The sequence below is a fragment of the Streptomyces albospinus genome (genome assembly GCF_014648695.1).
Classification (GTDB): Bacteria; Actinomycetota; Actinomycetes; order Streptomycetales; family Streptomycetaceae; genus Streptomyces; species Streptomyces albospinus.
In genome coordinates, this window is record NZ_BMRP01000003.1 from 366,427 (window position 1) to 383,511 (window position 17,085).

At 72.9% G+C, this 17,085-nt stretch carries 15 protein-coding genes; 11 read left to right on the top strand and 4 right to left on the bottom strand.

The features are described 5' to 3' along the window. Positions 1-3 precede the first annotated feature (3 nt). The gene (locus IEZ17_RS07190; protein WP_189297541.1) at positions 4-1,296 is read right to left on the bottom strand and encodes a DUF5005 domain-containing protein; all 1,293 of its coding nucleotides are present in this window, start codon (positions 1,294-1,296) and stop codon (positions 4-6) included. Positions 1,297-1,639: 343 nt separating this feature from the next. Between IEZ17_RS07190 and IEZ17_RS07195 the strand changes: the two genes are divergently transcribed. From IEZ17_RS07195 to IEZ17_RS07215, 5 genes are all read left to right on the top strand, one after another. Further along, the gene (locus tag IEZ17_RS07195; protein WP_189297543.1) at positions 1,640-3,526 is read left to right on the top strand and encodes a methylmalonyl-CoA mutase subunit beta; all 1,887 of its coding nucleotides are present in this window, start codon (positions 1,640-1,642) and stop codon (positions 3,524-3,526) included. Beyond that, a complete protein-coding gene (gene scpA / locus IEZ17_RS07200; protein WP_189297545.1) occupies positions 3,526-5,793 on the top strand; it encodes a methylmalonyl-CoA mutase in 2,268 nt (755 codons plus the stop codon). The genes IEZ17_RS07195 and scpA overlap by 1 nt, the downstream gene beginning before the upstream one ends. Positions 5,794-5,803: 10 nt before the next feature. Continuing rightward, positions 5,804-6,808, top strand: coding sequence for a methylmalonyl Co-A mutase-associated GTPase MeaB (meaB, locus tag IEZ17_RS07205; RefSeq protein ID WP_189297547.1), 1,005 nt, complete (start codon positions 5,804-5,806; stop codon positions 6,806-6,808). Positions 6,809-6,980: 172 nt separating this feature from the next. Further along, positions 6,981-7,982 (top strand): carboxymuconolactone decarboxylase family protein, encoded by a 1,002-nt coding sequence (locus IEZ17_RS07210; RefSeq protein ID WP_189297549.1) that lies wholly within the window; start codon positions 6,981-6,983, stop codon positions 7,980-7,982. A 75-nt stretch (positions 7,983-8,057) separates the two neighbouring features. Next, complete coding sequence (locus IEZ17_RS07215) at positions 8,058-8,456, top strand: coenzyme f390 synthetase (RefSeq protein ID WP_189297551.1); 399 nt, start codon at positions 8,058-8,060, stop codon at positions 8,454-8,456. Positions 8,457-8,527: 71 nt separating this feature from the next. Here IEZ17_RS07215 and IEZ17_RS07220 read toward each other — a convergent pair whose 3' ends face one another. Beyond that, positions 8,528-9,064, bottom strand: a complete 537-nt coding sequence (locus IEZ17_RS07220) for an ATP-binding protein (protein ID WP_189297553.1) — start codon at positions 9,062-9,064, stop codon at positions 8,528-8,530. A 214-nt stretch (positions 9,065-9,278) separates the two neighbouring features. Between IEZ17_RS07220 and IEZ17_RS07225 the strand changes: the two genes are divergently transcribed. Both IEZ17_RS07225 and IEZ17_RS07230 read left to right on the top strand, forming a co-directional pair. Next, positions 9,279-9,527: a DUF397 domain-containing protein gene (locus tag IEZ17_RS07225; protein WP_189297555.1), complete on the top strand. Its 249-nt coding sequence runs from the start codon at positions 9,279-9,281 to the stop codon at positions 9,525-9,527. A 116-nt stretch (positions 9,528-9,643) separates the two neighbouring features. Beyond that, on the top strand, positions 9,644-10,552 hold the full coding sequence (locus IEZ17_RS07230) for a Sco1979 family transcriptional regulator (protein WP_189297557.1): 909 nt from the start codon (positions 9,644-9,646) through the stop codon (positions 10,550-10,552). Between the two features lie 66 nt (positions 10,553-10,618). Here the strand turns inward: IEZ17_RS07230 and IEZ17_RS07235 are convergent, their stop codons facing one another. After that, on the bottom strand, positions 10,619-11,437 hold the full coding sequence (locus IEZ17_RS07235) for an SAM-dependent methyltransferase (RefSeq protein ID WP_189297559.1): 819 nt from the start codon (positions 11,435-11,437) through the stop codon (positions 10,619-10,621). Positions 11,438-11,738: 301 nt separating this feature from the next. Between IEZ17_RS07235 and IEZ17_RS07240 the strand changes: the two genes are divergently transcribed. Continuing rightward, positions 11,739-12,476 (top strand): ATP-binding cassette domain-containing protein, encoded by a 738-nt coding sequence (locus IEZ17_RS07240; protein WP_189297561.1) that lies wholly within the window; start codon positions 11,739-11,741, stop codon positions 12,474-12,476. A gap of 10 nt (positions 12,477-12,486) precedes the next feature. Then, positions 12,487-13,377 carry a class I SAM-dependent methyltransferase gene (locus IEZ17_RS07245; RefSeq protein ID WP_189297563.1) on the top strand — a complete coding sequence of 297 codons (891 nt, stop codon included), beginning with the start codon at positions 12,487-12,489 and terminating at the stop codon, positions 13,375-13,377. On the opposite strand, the gene IEZ17_RS07250 is transcribed toward IEZ17_RS07245, so the two are convergent. Further along, entirely contained in the window at positions 13,337-13,825 is a 489-nt protein-coding gene (locus IEZ17_RS07250) for a DUF6314 family protein (RefSeq protein WP_189297565.1), read from the bottom strand. The two genes, IEZ17_RS07245 and IEZ17_RS07250, sit on opposite strands and share 41 nt — an antisense overlap. Before the next feature lie 175 nt (positions 13,826-14,000). Between IEZ17_RS07250 and IEZ17_RS07255 the strand changes: the two genes are divergently transcribed. Together IEZ17_RS07255 and IEZ17_RS07260 are read left to right on the top strand one after the other, a co-directional pair. Next, positions 14,001-15,470, top strand: a complete 1,470-nt coding sequence (locus IEZ17_RS07255; protein WP_189297567.1) for an aldehyde dehydrogenase family protein — start codon at positions 14,001-14,003, stop codon at positions 15,468-15,470. Continuing rightward, the gene (locus tag IEZ17_RS07260; RefSeq protein ID WP_373299743.1) at positions 15,467-17,062 is read left to right on the top strand and encodes an APC family permease; all 1,596 of its coding nucleotides are present in this window, start codon (positions 15,467-15,469) and stop codon (positions 17,060-17,062) included. Before IEZ17_RS07255 ends, IEZ17_RS07260 begins: the two co-directional genes overlap by 4 nt. The last annotated feature ends 23 nt before the right edge of the window (positions 17,063-17,085 follow it).

The following is a 17,085-nucleotide window of genomic DNA, read 5'->3' on the forward strand; positions in this document are numbered from 1 at the left end:
GCTTCAGGGCTTTGCGGGCGCCGTCCGCACGCGCAGGAAGCGCGGCCGGTAGAGCGCGACATCGCCGTTGACCTGCGGGTCGGCGGGGACGCCGGGCGGGCCGAGCCAGTTGACGTCGTAACTGAGCAGCAGGGCTCCGCCGGTGGTGAATTCGGGGTGCGCCTGCGGGTTGTAGACGGCGATGTGCCCCGGGTCGGGGCCGGCGGGCCGGGGCGGGGTGATCCGCCCGTTGGGGCCGTGCCAGGGGCCCTGGGGCGAGCAGGACCAGTAGCTGGTGATCGTGCGGATGCCGGCGGTGCCGCCGGCCGGGGTGTCCATCGTGAAGAGCACCCAGGTCGCGCCGTCGCGGACGACGGTGAAGGCGCTGCCGACACCGCGCCGGCCGCCGCCGTGCAGTACGGGCGCGGCCCGCTCGGGCCGCCGCTGCCAGCGGGCGCCGTCCCAGAACCGCCAGGCCGCGCGGTCCGCGAGCCGCCCGTCCGGGACCCGCGCCAGATAGGCGCTGTCGGCGGGGGACGAGGGCGGGTCGTCGCCGCCGAAGACATAGGTCCAGCCGCGGTCGGCGACGGCCGCGGCGCCATAGAGGACGCGGCGGCCCGGGTCGGCGACCGTGGCCGCGTCGACGGTCTGGCCGATGCCCTCCAGGCGGAGGCCGGGCAGGGAGAGGGTGGCGACCTCGGTGCCCTGGGGCATCCCGAAGACCCAGGTGCCGGTGCCGGGGACGCGGTGCCACAGCAGCACCCGGACCACCTTCTCGGGCGAGCCGGGGGTGCGGGGCTCCACACGCGCCTGGACCGGCCAGCGCCAGCCGCCGCCGGGAGGGTCGGGGAAGAACGGGCCGGGTGCGGCCGGACTGCCGCCGGTGAGGGTGCGCTCCGGGCGGCCCGCGGGGGACATCACCACCAGCGAGTTGTGCCGCAGGTAGGGGGTGCCGCCGTTGTTCGCAGTGCGCCAACTGTAGGGCTGGCCTTGGGAGTTGGGCGGTGGCTGCACCCGGTCGAGGAAGGTGTCCGAGAACAGCCAGAGGGTGCGGCCGTCCGGGAGCCGTACCGAGTGGGTGCCGTCGCCGCCGGTCCAGTCGTCGGTGCGGGTGTTGTCGTCGCCGTAGCGGGCGAAGGCGTCGGTGGGTGCCGGGTCGGCGGACCAGGAGGCGGGGACTCGTCCCGTGCAGGCGGCGCGGTGCGGGGCGGCCGGCGGCAGCCCCGGCACCAGCAGGACGACGGCGGTGAGCAGCAGCAGGAGCAGCAGGAGAGCGCCGGCGGCGAGCGTGGTGCGGGTGACGGTCGACCTGGGCATTCCGCTCCTCGGTGTGGCGCCGGGCCCACGCTACCGCTCGGGGCCGGCGCGGCACGGGAACGCCGGGCGCCGGCCGGCTCCACCCACGGCCTCGGACGGCGTGGACGTTCCACGGGGGCCGTAGGCGCCGGCCTTTCCGGGACCGGCAATCCGGGTCATCCGGCCGACAAGGTGGCGGGCGGGGCGTTGCGGATGTCGGCGGAGGAAATCGCCCGTCCCGGGGGTTGACACAGGGGCGGAGGGCCGGATTCCTGTACAGCGCCGGGGGCGGCCGGGGCAACGAGTGCAAGGTCACAGCGGTTGCCTCTGCTCCAGCTAACGGTCGTTCGCCTAGCCTGCTGCCATGACCGCCGAGTCCCCCGAACTCCCCCTGGCCGCCGCCTTCCCGGACGCCGATCGAGCGCAGTGGCAGCGTCTCGTCGAAGGCGTACTGCGCAAATCGGGCGTCGCCGAGGCCGCCGGTGCCGCCGCCGAGGACGCGCTCGCCACGGATCTCCAGGACGGGATCCGCATCCGCCCGCTGTATACCGCCGAGGACGCGCCGTCCGCTCTCGGGCACCCCGGATTCCCCCCCTTCGTACGGGCGGGACGCCCCGAGGGCACCGCCGTCTCCGGGTGGGACGTCCGTCAGCGCCATGCCGGCACCGATCCGCGGCGCGTCAACGAGGCGCTGCTCGCCGACCTGGAGAACGGCGTCACCTCGGTATGGCTGACCGTCGGCGACGGCGGCGTACCGGTAGCGGGGCTGGCCGAGGCGCTCCGGGGCGTCTATCTGGATCTGGCGCCGGTGGTGCTGGACGCGGGCGCGGAATTCGAGGCCGCCGCCGAGGAGTTGCTGAAGCTCTACCGGGAGTCCGGTGCGGCGCTGCCGGAGGGCGGCGGCGGGCTGGGCGCCGATCCGCTCGGTGTGCTGGCGCGCACCGGCGACGACGGCGCGCTGCCGGCCGGGCTGGCGGCGACCGCGCGGCTGGCCGTGCGCTGCGCCGCCGAGGTGCCCCGGCTGCGGGCGGTGGCCGTCGACGCGCTGCCGTATCACGAGGCGGGCGGTTCGGCGGCCGAGGAGCTGGGCGCGTCGCTGGCCACCGGTGTGGCGTATCTGCGGGAGCTGACACAGGCCGGTCTCGGGATCGACGACGCCTGCCGGCAGCTGGAGTTCCGCTACGCCGCCACCGCCGACCAGTTCCTGACCATCGCCAAGCTGCGCGCCGCCCGGCGGCTGTGGGCGCGGGTCGCGGAGGTCTGCGGGGTGTCGCCGGGCGCCGCGGCGCAGCGTCAACACGCCGTCAGCTCAACGGTCATGATGACCCGTCGGGATCCGTGGGTGAACATGCTGCGCACCACGGTCGCCGGGCTGTCCGCGGGCGTGGGCGGCGCGGACGCGGTGACGGTGCTGCCGTTCGACGCCGCGCTGGGCCTGCCGGACGCGTTCGCCCGGCGGATCGCCCGCAACACCCAGTCGGTGCTGCTGGAGGAGTCGCATCTGTCGAAGGTGATCGACCCGGCGGGCGGCTCCTGGTACGTGGAGCAGCTGACCGCCGAACTGGCCGGCAAGGGCTGGGAGTTCTTCCAGGAGATCGAGGGCGCGGGCGGCCAGGCCGCGGCGCTGCGCTCCGGGATGCTCGGCGACCGGCTGGCGGCGACCTGGCGGCGGCGCAGCGAGGATCTGGCGCACCGCCGCGAACCGATCACCGGTGTCAGCGAGTTCCCGCACCTGGCCGAGCCGCCGGTGCACCGCGAGCCGGCCCCCGCGCCGGCGGGCCCGGGTTCCGGTGGGCTGCCGCGGGTGCGCAGGGACGATGCGTACGAGGCGCTGCGGTCGCGGTCCGATGCGCGGCTGGCGGCCGACGGCGCCCGGCCGAAGGTGTTCCTGGCCGCGCTGGGCCCGGTCGCGGCGCACACCGCGCGGGTGGCGTTCACCGCCAACCTCTTCCAGGCGGGCGGGATCGAGACCGCCTCGGAGCAGGTGACGGCGGAGTCGGTGGCCGCGGCGTTCGCGGGGAGCGGTGCCCGGATCGCCGCGGTGTGCTCCAGTGACGCGGTGTACGGCGAGCAGGCGGCGGAGGTGGCCGCGGCGCTGAAGTCGGCCGCGGCGGTGCGGGTCTACCTGGCGGGCAGGCCGGGCGAGCGCCGGGAGGAGTTCGTGGCGGCCGGTGTGGACGCGTTCGTGTTCGCGGGCTGCGACGCGGTCGAGGTGCTGACCTCGGCCCTGGATGTCACGGAGGTGGCGTGATGGAGGAGACGGCAGGGCAGGCGGGCGCCGTGGGCGGATCGCCGCTTGGCACCCGGGCGCAGGCCGGCGCCATCCCGGACTTCAGCACGGTGGAGCTGGGCGCCCCGGGCAGGGACGCGGGCGATTCCGGCCGCTGGGCACAGGCCGTCCAGCAGGCCACCGGCAAGGGCGTGGCGGACCTGACCTGGGAGACCCCGGAGGGCATCGACGTCAAGCCGCTGTACACGGAGGCGGATCTCGACGGGCTGGACTTCCTGGGGACGTATCCGGGCATCGCGCCGTATCTGCGCGGCCCGTACCCGACGATGTACGTCAACCAGCCCTGGACCATCCGGCAGTACGCGGGTTTCTCCACCGCCGAGGAGTCCAACGCCTTCTACCGGCGCAATCTCGCCGCCGGCCAGAAGGGCCTGTCGGTCGCCTTCGACCTGCCGACGCACCGCGGATACGACAGCGACCACCCGCGGGTGACCGGCGACGTCGGCATGGCGGGCGTCGCGATCGACTCGATCTACGACATGCGGCAGCTCTTCGAGGGCATCCCGCTGGACAAGATGACGGTGTCGATGACGATGAACGGCGCGGTGCTGCCCGTTCTCGCCCTCTACATCGTGGCCGCCGAGGAGCAGGGCGTACCGCCCGAGAAGCTGGCCGGGACCATCCAGAACGACATCCTCAAGGAGTTCATGGTCCGCAACACCTACATCTATCCGCCGCAGCCCTCGATGCGGATCATCTCCGACATCTTCGCGTACACCTCGCAGAAGATGCCGCGCTACAACTCCATCTCGATCTCCGGCTACCACATCCAGGAGGCGGGTGCGACGGCCGACCTGGAGCTGGCGTACACCCTCGCGGACGGTGTCGAGTACCTGCGCGCGGGTCTGGCGGCGGGGATGGACGTGGACTCCTTCGCCCCGCGGCTGTCCTTCTTCTGGGCCATCGGCATGAACTTCTTCATGGAGATCGCCAAGCTGCGTGCGGCCCGGCTGCTGTGGGCCCGGCTGGTCCAGAAGTTCGACCCGAAGAACCCCAAGTCCCTTTCGCTGCGCACCCATTCGCAGACCTCGGGCTGGTCGCTGACCGCGCAGGACGTCTTCAACAACGTCACCCGGACGTGTGTGGAGGCGATGGCCGCCACCCAGGGCCACACCCAGTCGCTGCACACCAACGCGCTCGACGAGGCGCTGGCGCTGCCCACGGACTTCTCGGCGCGGATCGCCCGCAACACGCAGCTGTTCCTCCAGCAGGAGTCGGGCACCTGCCGGGTCATCGACCCGTGGGGCGGCAGCGCCTACGTCGAGCGGCTCACGCACGATCTGGCGCGCCGGGCCTGGCAGCACATCGAGGAGGTCGAGGCGGCCGGCGGTATGGCCAAGGCCATCGACGCGGGTATCCCGAAGCTGCGGGTCGAGGAGGCCGCGGCCCGTACGCAGGCGCGGATCGACTCGGGGCGGCAGGCGCTGATCGGCGTCAACAAGTACCGGGTGGAGACCGACGAGGAGATCGAGGTCCTCAAGGTCGACAACTCCGCGGTGCGCGCCCAGCAGATCGAGAAGCTGAAGCGGCTGCGGGCCGAGCGCGACGAGGACGCCTGCCAGGCGGCGCTGCGGGCGCTGACCGCGGCGGCAGGGGCCGTGCCCGGTACGGGACTTGAGGGCAACCTGCTGGCGCTCGCGGTGGACGCGGCGCGCGCCATGGCGACCGTCGGCGAGATCTCCGACGCCCTGGAGTCGGTCTACGGACGCCACTCGGGCCAGATCCGTACCATCTCGGGTGTGTACCGAGACGAAGCGGGCCCGTCCTCCGGGGTCGACCGCACCCGGGACCTGGTCGCCGAGTTCGAGCGGGCCGAGGGGCGCCGGCCGCGGATCCTGGTGGCCAAGATGGGCCAGGACGGCCATGACCGCGGCCAGAAGGTGATCGCCACGGCCTTCGCCGACCTGGGCTTCGACGTCGACGTCGGCCCGCTGTTCCAGACCCCGGCCGAGGTGGCCCGCCAGGCGGTGGAGGCGGACGTGCACATCGTCGGCGTCTCCTCGCTCGCGGCCGGCCATCTCACCCTGGTGCCCGCGCTGCGCGAGGCACTGGCGGCGGAGGACCGGGAGGACATCACCATCGTGGTCGGCGGGGTGATCCCGCCGCAGGACGTCCAGCCGCTGCGCGACATGGGCGCCGCGGCGGTCTTCCTGCCGGGCACGGTCATCCCGGACGCGGCCCACGACCTGGTGAAGGACCTGGCAGCGGTCCTCGGCCACGAGCTGTGAGCGGGGGGCCATGCCTGCGAGGATCGATGTCGACCGGTACGCCGAGGGAGTCCGGGCGGGTTCCCGCGCCTGGATCGCCCGCGCGGTCACCCTGGTCGAGTCCACCCGGTCCGATCACCGCGCGGCGGCCCAGCAGCTGCTGATCCGGCTGCTGCCGTACTCCGGTGCGGCCCGCCGGGTGGGCATCAGCGGCGTCCCCGGCGTCGGCAAGTCGACCTTCATCGATGCGCTGGGCTCGCTGCTGACGGGGATGGGGCACCGGGTGGCGGTGCTCGCCGTCGACCCGTCCTCCAGCCGTACCGGCGGCTCCATCCTGGGCGACAAGACCCGGATGGAGCGGCTGGCGACCGATCCCGCGGCGTTCGTCCGCCCCTCCCCGACGTCCGGCACGCTGGGCGGGGTGGCGCGGGCGACCCGCGAGTCGATGGTGGTGATGGAGGCCGCGGGCTATGACGTCGTCCTGGTGGAGACGGTCGGGGTCGGCCAGTCCGAGACCACCGTCGCCGACATGGTCGACACGTTCCTGCTGCTGACCCTGGCCCGCACCGGCGACCAGCTCCAGGGCATCAAGAAGGGCGTCCTGGAGCTGGCGGACCTGGTCTCCGTCAACAAGGCGGACGGCCCGCACGAGCGGGACGCCCGCTCCGCGGCCCGCGAACTGGCAGGCGCGCTACGGCTGTTGCAGCCCGCCGACGCGGTCTGGACCCCGCCGGTCCTCACGTGCAGCGCCCGCGAGGGCACCGGCCTGAAGACGGTGTGGGAGCGGATCGAGCAGCACCGCACCCTGCTGGACTCCACCGGCGCGCTGGCCGAACGGCGCCGCGCCCAGCAGGTCGACTGGACCTGGTCGATGGTCCGCGACCGGCTGATCGACCGCCTCCAGGACCATCCGGAGGTGCGCCGGCTGGGGCCCGGCATCGAACGGGCGGTCCGCGACGGCGAGATCACGGCGACCCTGGCGGCGGAACAGCTGCTGGCGGCGTTCGGGCTCGGGGATCCCGGCGCCGGACGGTGAACCCGTACGGGTCCTCCCTACTCCCGGAGGAGTAGGCGGGGCCCGTACGCGCTCCGGGTGCAGTAGGGGGAACGGCCGCCCTGCGTACGACGACCTGCGGCGATCGGGCGGCGAGGATCGGTTCCGGAGAGGCGGCCGTGCGGGGCCGCCGCACCCAGAACTGGAGACCGCCGTGCCGAGCCCCTTCCGCTTCACCTCCCCCGTGGACCCGACCGCGGCGAGCGATCAACGCGCCGCCCTCCAGGGCGAGTTGGCGGGCGCCTTCGGCGCCTCCGCGCCCCCTCCGGAGTTCCGCCTCCTCTCCCCCGCGCCCGGTCTCCTCGACGCGACCTGGGGCGCCGTGCGCGCCTCGCTCGTGACGGGCGACGCCCCGCGTACGGCCAAGGAGCTGGTCGCGGCGGGCGTCGCGCGGGCCAACCGCTGCGCGCCCTGCCTGGACACCCACACCCGGACGCTTCAGGCCGCCGGCCACCCTGCCCTGGCCCGGTCCGTGCGCACCGGCGGCACCCCGGGCGATGCCGCCCACGCCCGACTGCTGGCCTGGGGCGCGGCCACCGCCACCCCGGGCGCCGCCGCCCCGCCGGCTCCGGCCGGCCACGCCCCCGAATACCTCGCCACCGCCCTGGTGTGCCACTTCCTCAACCGCCTCGCCACCGCCCTGCTGACCGGGCGGGCACCGCGCAACGGACTGCTGCCGCGACGGCGCCCCGCCGCCCTCCCGGCCGGCGACCGGCCGCCGTACACCGACGCCGCGCCCCCGCGCGCCGCACTCGCCGCACTCCGCGCCGCCGTCACGGCCGACGACCACCCGTCCCTCACCGACGCCGTCCGCACGCGGGTGCGCACGACGATGGCCGAGCGCGGGCTGCGGCCACCGGACACCGAACCGACCAACCGTGACCCGCTCACCCGGTCCTGGCTCTACGACGCGCTCACCGGCCTCCGCGGCGCAGACCGCCCGGTCGCCGCACTGGCCCTGCTGACCGCTTTCACGCCCTCCCAACTCACCGCCGGGGATGTCGAGTTCTGGCGCTGCACGGCAAGCGGCGAGGCATCGGGCGACGCCGATCTGCTCCGTATCGCCGCCTTCGGCGCCCATGCCGCCGTCGACCGCGTCGAGGCACACCTCGCCCCGGCGCCCTGCGGACGGGTACTCGCCGGCGGGCCTGAGTAGCCGCACTCACGACGCCCCCGGGCGGGACGCCCATCATGTCGGTGACCACCCACCGACCGGGGCCGGGGAGCCGTCATGGGGGCCAACAGCTCTCCGCAGGACGTCGCGCACGGGCTCTTCGAGGGCAATCCACCGGCCGGGTTGATCGAGGGGTTCTGCCTGACGCTGGACGCGGCCGGCGATCTGGAGTCCCGGCCGGTGGTCCACGGCCGGCAGCGGCGCGGGGTGACACTGTCGGCGGTCGAGGCGGATCAGCTGGCCACGGCGTGCCAGCGGGGCATGCAGCGCCAACTGGCCTTCCACAACAGGTATTTCATCCTGCATCCGGAGCACTGCCCGGCGGCGAACGAGATCGCCATCGCGCTGCACCCCTACGGCAGCGGCCCGTTCGCCGGACCCGCCGCGATCCGGAACGGCTGTCTGCTCCGCGGAGTGGCCGGAAAGCTCCCTCCGGAGCGGAGCGGAAGTACCTGAACTCGGTTGTCTGGTGGGCCCGTTGCCGCCTCGGATCACGCCACCCCCGAACCCGCCAGTGCGCCGCCCGCTCAGCCGCGCGCCGACACCGTCGCCCACACCGTCTTGCCCGCCAGGTCCGGCGGCGTCCACCCCCAGGCGTCGCTCAGCAGGTCGACGAGGTGCAGTCCGCGTCCGGACTCGGCCAGCTCGTCCTGGGGCCGGAGGACGGGCGCTGCGGCACCGGCGTCCGAGACCGCGCACAGCACGCTGCGCTCCTGCCGGGTCAGCGCCAGCCACGCATGGCAAAACGGCTCCGAGTAAGTCGAGTTGACGGTACGTCGGGTCTGCTCGGCACCGTGCCGCAGTGCATTGGTGACGAGTTCGGAGACGACCAGTACCGCGTTCTCGGCGAGTCCGGGGCACATCCGCCAGCCCTGGAGCGTGGTCCGCGTGAACTGCCGGGCCTCCGCCACGGTGCACGCCGATCCGCTGAGCGCACACGCCGCGAACCCGTTCGCCCCCGGCATCCACCAACCGCCGTGCGCCGCCCCGTTGCCCGGGAAGGCCACCGGTTGCGCTCCCTCCCGAAAAGCGTCGTGCTCGGGCTCTGCCGGATGTGTGGTCATCACGATCTCCGCGAAGGGCGTACGGGGCTGGGCGCGTCCGGGAAGGTCTGGGCCGAACTGCTCCGGAGGGCTAATATCCTCGTCAGCCGTCCCTCGCTGCAAGTGCATCTGCAATTACGTCGGCAAGGACGGCCACCCAGGGACGGGATCACGCCACGCTGATCGCGCCCCCGGACCGGTACCGAGAGCACCATCCGGCAAGGGAGCAGCTCTGATGGAGTCGATGACCAACGGCATGCCGGCGACCGGCATCGAAGGCGCGGTCTGGCGCAAGAGCCGCCGCAGCAACCCCAGTGGCAACTGCGTTGAACTGGCGCTTCTTTCGGACGGCGGGGTCGCGGTACGCAACTCGCGGCACCCCGCGGGACCCGCGCTGATCTACACCCACGACGAGATGGCAGCCTTCGTCCAGGGCGCCAAGGACGGCGACTTCGACCATCTGATCGCCCCTGACCGACCGTAGGGCGGCCGACGACCGACGAGACTGAGGCATATGTCGGCCGGATAGTCGGTGCCGCTGTACGACCACAACAGGCAATGGGACACTGGGCGTTCGCCCGACCACTCAGGGGAGTCAGCATGAGCGCCGCGCAGCCGAGCAGCGAACCGTCTCTGCGCCGCTATCTGGAACATCCGAGGGGCGGCCCGACCGTTCTGCGCATCGTGCTGGGCACCCAGCTGCGCAGGCTCCGGGAGGCCGCGGGCATCACCCGCGAGGCCGCCGGGGACCATATCCGCGCCTCCCACGCGAAGATCAGCCGACTGGAACTGGGGCGGGTGAGCTGCAAGGAGCGCGATGTCGCCGATCTGCTGACGCTCTACGGCGTCACGGACGCCGAGAACCGCGCCGGTTTCCTCACGCTCGCCCGCCGGACCAGCACTCCCGGCTGGTGGCACCAGTACAGCGATGTGCTGCCCGGCTGGTTCGAGACCCACATCGGCCTCGAAGAGGCCGCCTCGGTCATCCGTACCTACGAAGTCCAGTTCGTACCGGGCCTGTTGCAGACCGCCGACTACGCCCGTGCCGTCTCCCGGCTCGGGCATCCCGGGGCCGGCCCCGAGGAGACGGAGCAGCGGGTGCGGCTGCGCATGGAGCGGCAGAAGCTGCTGACCCTCAAGGACGCGCCGCGGTTCTGGGCCGTCATCGACGAGGCGTGTCTGCGGCGTCCGCTCGGCGGCGCGGACGTGATGGCCGATCAGCTCAGACATCTTCTGACCATCGCTCAACTATCCAATGTCACCCTCCAGATAGCCCCTTTCGACCTCGGCGGCCTCGCCGCGGCGGGCGGCCCGATCACCATCCTCCGCTTCCTGGAGCCGGATCTCCCGGACATCGTGTATCTGGAGCAGCTGACCAGCGCGCTCTATCTCGACAAGCGCGACGATGTCGATCACTACCTGGCGGTCATGGACCGGCTCAGCGCGCAGGCCGAGTCACCGCGCGAGTCGCTGGCGATACTCGACCGGCTCCTCAAGCAGTACAGCTGACGACGGTGCACGCAGGGGGAGGCGACGGCCTCGCCTCCCCCTGCCGGTTCGTGCCCGCTGCCGGGGCTACGGCTTCCGTGCCACCCCGCCGAACTCGATCCACTCCTTGGTCAGCTGCTCCGGGCCGACGTCCGAGGCGTCCGGGAGCCAGGTGGACACCTCCACCAGCCCCGGCTCCTGGATCTCCAGCCCGTCCAGGAACGCCCGCAGCTCGTGCTCCTGCCGCACGCGGCCCCAGTTGCCATGGGTGCTCACCCGCATGAACTCGGTGACGAAGTCCCGGGTCGCGGCGTCCTCGCTCACCAGCTGACACACCACCAGGAAGCTTCCCGGCACCAGTCGTTCGGCGACCCGCCGGACCAGCGCCGCCGGGTCGTCCGCGTCCGGGATGCAGTGCAGCACCGAGACGAACAGCGCGGCGACCGGCTCCTTGACGTCGATCAGCCGCTCGACCTCCGGGTGGCCGAAGATGCCCTCGGTGTCCCGCATATCGGCCTGGATGACGGCGGTGTTCGCGTTCTCCTCCAGCAGCGCCCGGCCGTGCGCCAGCACGATCGGGTCGTTGTCGACGTACACCACACGGGAATCGGGGTCGACCTGCTGGGCGACCTGGTGGACGTTGTCCTGGGTCGGCAGCCCTGATCCGTGGTCGACGAACTGCCGGATGCCGTGCTCCTGGGCCAGCCAGCGGACCACCCGCCGCAGGAAGCGCCGGTTGTTGAGCGCCAGCACCTGGGTGCTCGGCACGACCTTGCTCAGCTCGTCACAAGCCTCGCGGTCGACCGCGTAGTTGTCCTTGCCGCCGAGGTAGTAGTCATACATCCGTGCGACACTCGGGATGCTCACGTCGACGGTGCTGGACTGCGGCTGGATCTCTTGGCTCATTCCACACTCTTCCCGTCGGGTAACGGTGCCGGCAACGGCACGACCACTCTGCGCGGCGTCCAACATACCCACCGCAACGGGGGTGTTGCGCTCCGCAGCGCAATCCCGGTACGTGACGCCGGTGGCCGGAGAGGCGGGGTGCACGGCCCGGCTCCTCCCGGTCCGCCGTCCACCGTCCATCGGCCGCCCGGAACGCCCCGATTTCTCATCGACCTCTCACTCTCCGCTCATCACCCGGTCACATACCGCCCCTACGGTGGCTCCAGGCCCACAGCTCCGCGGGCCTGGAGGAGCGTGCACCATGTACCACCTGACCGGCGTGACCAAGTGCTACCGCGACGGCGGCGACACGGTGCGGGCGCTGGACGGCATCGGTCTCTACGTCGAGGACGGCGGGACCCTCGTGCTCCAGGGCCCGCCCGGCGGCGGCAAGTCGACGCTGCTGCGGATCCTCGCGGGGCTGGAGCGCCCCACCCGCGGCAGCGTCGAGCTCGACGGCACGGATCTGGCCACGGTGACCGAGTCCCGTCTCGCCCGGATCCGTGCCGAGTCGATCGGCCTGCTCGGCCCCGACGCCGGACTGACCCCGGGCCGCACCGCCCGTCAGAACGTGGCCGGCGCCCTCGTCCCCCTGCGGCTGCATCCCGCCGACCGCTGGGAACTGGCCGGCGACGCGCTGGAGGAGGTCGGGCTGTCGGGGCACATGGACTTCCTGCCGGGGGAGTTGGACGACCACGCGCGGCGCCGTACCGCCCTGGCGCGGGCCCTCGTCAAGCGGCCCACCGCGCTCCTGGCGGACCGGCCGACCGCCGGCCTCCCCGCTGCCGACCGCGCGGATTTCACCGAGCTGCTGGCCCGGCTGTGGAGCGAGCGGCGGCTCACCTGCGTCATCGCCACCGAGGACGACGCCCTGGCCCGGCGGGCGCCCCGGCGGGCGACGCTCTCCCGGGGGACGGTGACCGCCGCCGGCAGCGGCGACCCGCAGGGGGACGGGGCCGATCGGCCCGCGCCCTGGTGTGCGAGCCGGAGCGCCCGGTAGAAGAGGAGGTATGACCACAGAGCAGAGCGAGCCCCCGACCACGGCTCACCCCGCCCCGCATCCGCGCACCCCCAGTACCGACGAAATGGTGCGCGCCAACCAGGCCAACTGGGATGCCCGCACGCCCGTCCATGTGGCCAGCGCGTTCTACGGCCTGGACGGCTCACGGAGCGCCGAGGACTGGTTCGCGCCGTTCGAGTGGACGGATCTCGGTGAGCTGGCCGGGCGCGACGTGCTGCACCTTCAGTGCCATCTGGGGACCGAGACGGCGGCGTTCGCCGACCGGGGCGCGCGGGCGGTCGGGCTCGACATCTCCGCCGAGGCGGTCGCGCAGGCCCGGCGGCTGGCCGGCGAGGCGGGCCGGGACATGGAGTTCGTCCGGGCGGATGTCCACCGGGCGGTCGAGGCGCTCGGGGACCGCCGGTTCGATGTGATCTACACGGGCAAGGGCGCGCTGTGCTACATCCCCGATGTCGCCGTCTGGGCGGGCATCGTCGCCGAACTGCTGCGGCCGGGCGGGACGTTCTACCTGGTGGAGTTCCATCCGCTGCTCGACTCGCTGGGCCCGACGCCGCACCCGGACGAGGACGGCCGCCACCTCGTCCTCCGCCATGACTACCTGGCCGGCCGGGGCGCCATCCGGAGCGACTCCCCCGCCACGTACACCGACGGCCCGCCCCTCCAGGGCGCCACGACGAGCTACTCCTGGCGGCACGGCGTCGGCGAGGTCGTCTCGGCCGTGGTCGGGGCCGGGCTGACGGTCCGCCGCGTCCGCGAGACCGAGCTGCTGCCCTGGCCGCGCTTCCCGTCGATGGTGCCGTCCGAGAACGGCTGGTGGCGGCTGCCGCCGTCCGAGCCGATCATCCCGCTGCTGTACGCCCTGAAGGCCGTGAAGCCGTAGCCGGCCGGGGTGCTGCGACGCTGCGCCGGTACACCGACCGCAGCAGTTGGTCCTTGGCCGGGCCGCCGACCCGCCACTCCAGTTCCCAGCGGTCGGCGCCGACGGCGGTGAAGGTCCCCGCGTAGTGGTCCTCGGCGCACGGGTGGCCGGCGGTCCAGCGGCCGGTGCGCAGATCCAGGTCGTGGAAGGGGCGGCCGTCGGCGAAGGTGATCTCGGCGGTGCCGTCGGGCCGGGGCAGCAGCCGCAGCGTGCGGGTGGCCGGGTGGACCGCCCCGCCCCAGGCCAGTTCGCCCTCCTCGACGTGCAGCAGGGCACCGCCGGCGCCGTCCGGGCGGAAGTCGGCGGTGCCCCGGAAGCTGCCCTCGGCGCCGGCCCGCAGGTCGTACACCGCGCGCTCGACGTGCCAGCGGCCGGCCAGATAGGCGGCTGCGTCGGGGACCGGATGCATGCCCCCATTGTCCCGGAAGCCCGCGCCGTCACCCCATCGGCCCCGACCCCCGCCGTCCGCCTCTCCCCCGGCCCCTCGCACCGTGCGGTCCCCTGGCGCCCGCCCTACGCTCGGTATCGAGATCGTCACCGCTACGCAGCCGCCCGCCCGGAGACCGAGACCGGAGGCCCGCCCCATGCCCGAGCTGTTCATCGGCGGTCAGTGGACCGCAGCGGCCGACGGGCAGGTGCGGGAGATCCGCTGCCCGGCGGACGGCCGGCTGGTCGCGACCGTCGACGAGGGCGGGCCGAAGGACGTGGATGCGGCGATCACCGCCGCCCGGATCGCGTTCGACGACGGGTCCTGGCCGCGCACGCCGACCGCCGAGCGGGGCCGCATCGTCCTGCGCGTCGCCGAACTGCTGGAGCGCGACAAGGACACGCTGGCCCGCGCCGAGTCCCTGGACACCGGGAAGCGGCTGGTGGAGAGCGCGTACGACATGGACGACATCGCCAACTGCTTCCGGTACTTCGGCAATCTCGGCGCGGCCGGCGGTACCGACCGGGTGGTGGACACCGGCACCGCGGAGACCGACAGCTCGGTGCGGCACGAGCCGGTCGGGGTCTGCGCGCTGATCACGCCGTGGAACTACCCGCTGCTCCAGACCGCCTGGAAGGTCGCCCCGGCCCTGGTCACCGGCAATACGTTCATCCTGAAGCCGAGCGAGCTGACCCCGCACACCGCGATCCACCTGATGCGGCTGCTGGCGGAGGCGGGCGTCCCGGACGGGGTGGCCAACCTGGTGCTGGGCACCGGCCCGGTCGTGGGCGCGCCGCTGACCGAGGATCCCCGGGTGGACATGGTGTCGTTCACCGGCGGGCTGCTCACCGGCCGCCGGATCATGGCCGCCGCCGCGCCCACCGTCAAGAAGATCGCCCTCGAACTGGGCGGCAAGAACCCCAACATCGTCTTCGCGGACGCCGACTTCGACACCGCGGTCGACTACGCCCTGACGGCCGTCTTCCTGCACTCCGGGCAGGTCTGCTCGGCGGGGGCCCGGCTGCTGGTCCAGGACCGGTTGCACGACAAGTTCGTCGAGGAGGTGGTGGCGCGGGCCCGGCGGATCCGGCCGGGCGGGCCGTTCGACGAGCTGGCCCGTACCGGTCCGCTGATCTCCGCGGCGCACCGGGCGAAGGTCGAGGCGTATGTGGCGGCCGGGATCGAGGAGGGCGCGGTACTGCGCTGCGGCGGCCGGGCGCCGGACGACCCGGAGCTGGCGGACGGCTTCTACTACCTGCCGACGGTGCTGGACGAGTGCACGCCGGACATGTCCGTGGTGCGCGACGAGTCGTTCGGGCCGGTGCTGACCGTGGAGCGCTTCCGGGACGAGGACGAGGCGGTGTCGCTCGCCAACGACACGGTGTACGGGCTGGCCGGGGCGGTGTGGACGCAGGACGGCGAGCGCGCGCACCGGGTCGCCGCCCGGATGCGGGCGGGCACCGTGTGGATCAACGACTTCCATCCGTACGTCCCGCAGGCCGAGTGGGGCGGGATGAAGCAGTCCGGCATCGGGCGCGAGCTGGGGCCGGCCGGGCTGGCGGAATACCAGGAGGCCAAGCACATCTGGCGCAACACGGCCCCGCGTCCGCAGAGGTGGTTCGAGTGACCGACGCCGGCTCCGGATCCGACGCCGCGCCCGGCTCCGTAGCCCCGGGTGCCGGCGCGGAGGGCGCGCCGGACGGCGGTTCCCATGACGACGGCGCGCTCGCCGAGCTCGGCTACAAGCCCGAACTCAAGCGCACCCTCGGCAACTTCCACACCTTCGCCGCCGGCATCAGCTACATCTCGATCCTCACCGGCACCTTCCAGCTGTTCTACTTCGGTGTCAGCCACGGCGGCCCGGCGTACTGGTGGTCCTGGCCGATGGTCTTCGCGGGCCAGCTGATGGTGGCGCTGTGCTTCTGCGAGCTGGCCGCCCGCTATCCGGTGGCCGGGTCGATCTACAACTGGGCCAAGCAGTTGGGCGGTCCGCACGTGGGCTGGCTGGGCGGCTGGATGATGCTGACCGCCTCGATGGTCTCGCTGGCCGCGGTGGCGCTGGCGTATCAGGTGACGCTGCCCCAGATCTCGTCGTGGTTCCAGTTCATCGGCAACGGCACCGGGAAGACGGACGCGGCGGCCAACGCCGTGCTGCTCGGCGCCGTGCTCATCACGTTCACCACGCTGGTCAACGCCTTCGGCGTCAAGCTGATGGCGCGCATCAACTCGGCGGGCGTGGCCATCGAGTTGATCGCCGCCATCGTGCTGATCCTGCTGCTCGCCGCGCACATCACCCGGGGGCCCGCCGCGGTGACCCAGACCTTCGGCCTGGGCCGCGGGGAGAGCCTGGGCTACTTCGGCGCGTTCCTGACCGCCTCGCTGGCCTCCGCCTACGTCATGTACGGCTTCGACACGGCCTCGTCGCTCGGCGAGGAGTCAAAGGACCCGGCCCGCAACGCGCCCCGCGCGATCCTGCGGGCCCTGGTCGCCTCGTTCGTCATCGGCGGCCTGATCCTGCTCTTCGCCCTGCTGGCGGTCCCCGATCTGCACTCCGAGAAGCTGTCGGTGGACGGCCTCCAGTACGTGGTGCTCTCCACCCTGGGATCGACCGTCGGGCAGTTGGTGCTGTGGTGCGTGGTCATCGCGATCACCGTCTGCGAACTGGCGGTGCACACCGCGGGCATCCGGCTCGCCTTCGCGATGGCCCGCGACAACAACCTCCCGGCATCGTCCCTGCTCGCCAGGGTGAGCCCGCGCTTCCAGACGCCGGTGCTGCCCGCGATCATCATCGGCCTGGTCGGGGTCGGCATCCTGCTCATCAACGTCAACCAGCCGCAGATCTTCTCGGTGATCACCAGCATCGCGATCATCATGATCTACCTGGCGTATCTGCTGGTCACGCTGCCGATGCTGATGCAGCGGCTGCGCGGCCGGTGGACGCCGGTGCCCGGCCGGTTCTCGCTCGGCAGGTTCGGGCTGCCGGTGAACGTCCTCACCGTGCTGTGGGGCCTGGGGATGTCCGTCAATCTCGCCTGGCCGCGGGCCGCGGTCTACAACGCGACCGGCCCGCAGCACTGGTACCTGCGCTGGGGCGCCTTCCTGTTCATCGGCGTCGTGGCGCTCGGCGGCTTCGCCTACTACTGGTGCGTCCAGCGCCACCGCACCGGCGTCCTCGCCGCCCACGCCGCCGACACCGACGGCAGCGGCACCACTCCCTGACCCTCCCCCGACCTGGAGACGGC

What these genes read in the sequence shown, in the direction of transcription:
- IEZ17_RS07190 (WP_189297541.1), bottom strand. Translation starts at nt 1,296, where the DNA reads ATGCCCAGGTCGACCGTCACCCGCACCACGCTCGCCGCCGGCGCTCTC.
- IEZ17_RS07195 (WP_189297543.1), top strand. Translation starts at nt 1,640, where the DNA reads ATGACCGCCGAGTCCCCCGAACTCCCCCTGGCCGCCGCCTTCCCGGAC.
- scpA (WP_189297545.1), top strand. Translation starts at nt 3,526, where the DNA reads ATGGAGGAGACGGCAGGGCAGGCGGGCGCCGTGGGCGGATCGCCGCTT.
- meaB (WP_189297547.1), top strand. Translation starts at nt 5,804, where the DNA reads ATGCCTGCGAGGATCGATGTCGACCGGTACGCCGAGGGAGTCCGGGCG.
- IEZ17_RS07215 (WP_189297551.1), top strand. Translation starts at nt 8,058, where the DNA reads ATGGGGGCCAACAGCTCTCCGCAGGACGTCGCGCACGGGCTCTTCGAG.
- IEZ17_RS07220 (WP_189297553.1), bottom strand. Translation starts at nt 9,064, where the DNA reads ATGACCACACATCCGGCAGAGCCCGAGCACGACGCTTTTCGGGAGGGA.
- IEZ17_RS07225 (WP_189297555.1), top strand. Translation starts at nt 9,279, where the DNA reads ATGGAGTCGATGACCAACGGCATGCCGGCGACCGGCATCGAAGGCGCG.
- IEZ17_RS07230 (WP_189297557.1), top strand. Translation starts at nt 9,644, where the DNA reads ATGAGCGCCGCGCAGCCGAGCAGCGAACCGTCTCTGCGCCGCTATCTG.
- IEZ17_RS07235 (WP_189297559.1), bottom strand. Translation starts at nt 11,437, where the DNA reads ATGAGCCAAGAGATCCAGCCGCAGTCCAGCACCGTCGACGTGAGCATC.
- IEZ17_RS07240 (WP_189297561.1), top strand. Translation starts at nt 11,739, where the DNA reads ATGTACCACCTGACCGGCGTGACCAAGTGCTACCGCGACGGCGGCGAC.
- IEZ17_RS07245 (WP_189297563.1), top strand. Translation starts at nt 12,487, where the DNA reads ATGACCACAGAGCAGAGCGAGCCCCCGACCACGGCTCACCCCGCCCCG.
- IEZ17_RS07250 (WP_189297565.1), bottom strand. Translation starts at nt 13,825, where the DNA reads ATGCATCCGGTCCCCGACGCAGCCGCCTATCTGGCCGGCCGCTGGCAC.
- IEZ17_RS07255 (WP_189297567.1), top strand. Translation starts at nt 14,001, where the DNA reads ATGCCCGAGCTGTTCATCGGCGGTCAGTGGACCGCAGCGGCCGACGGG.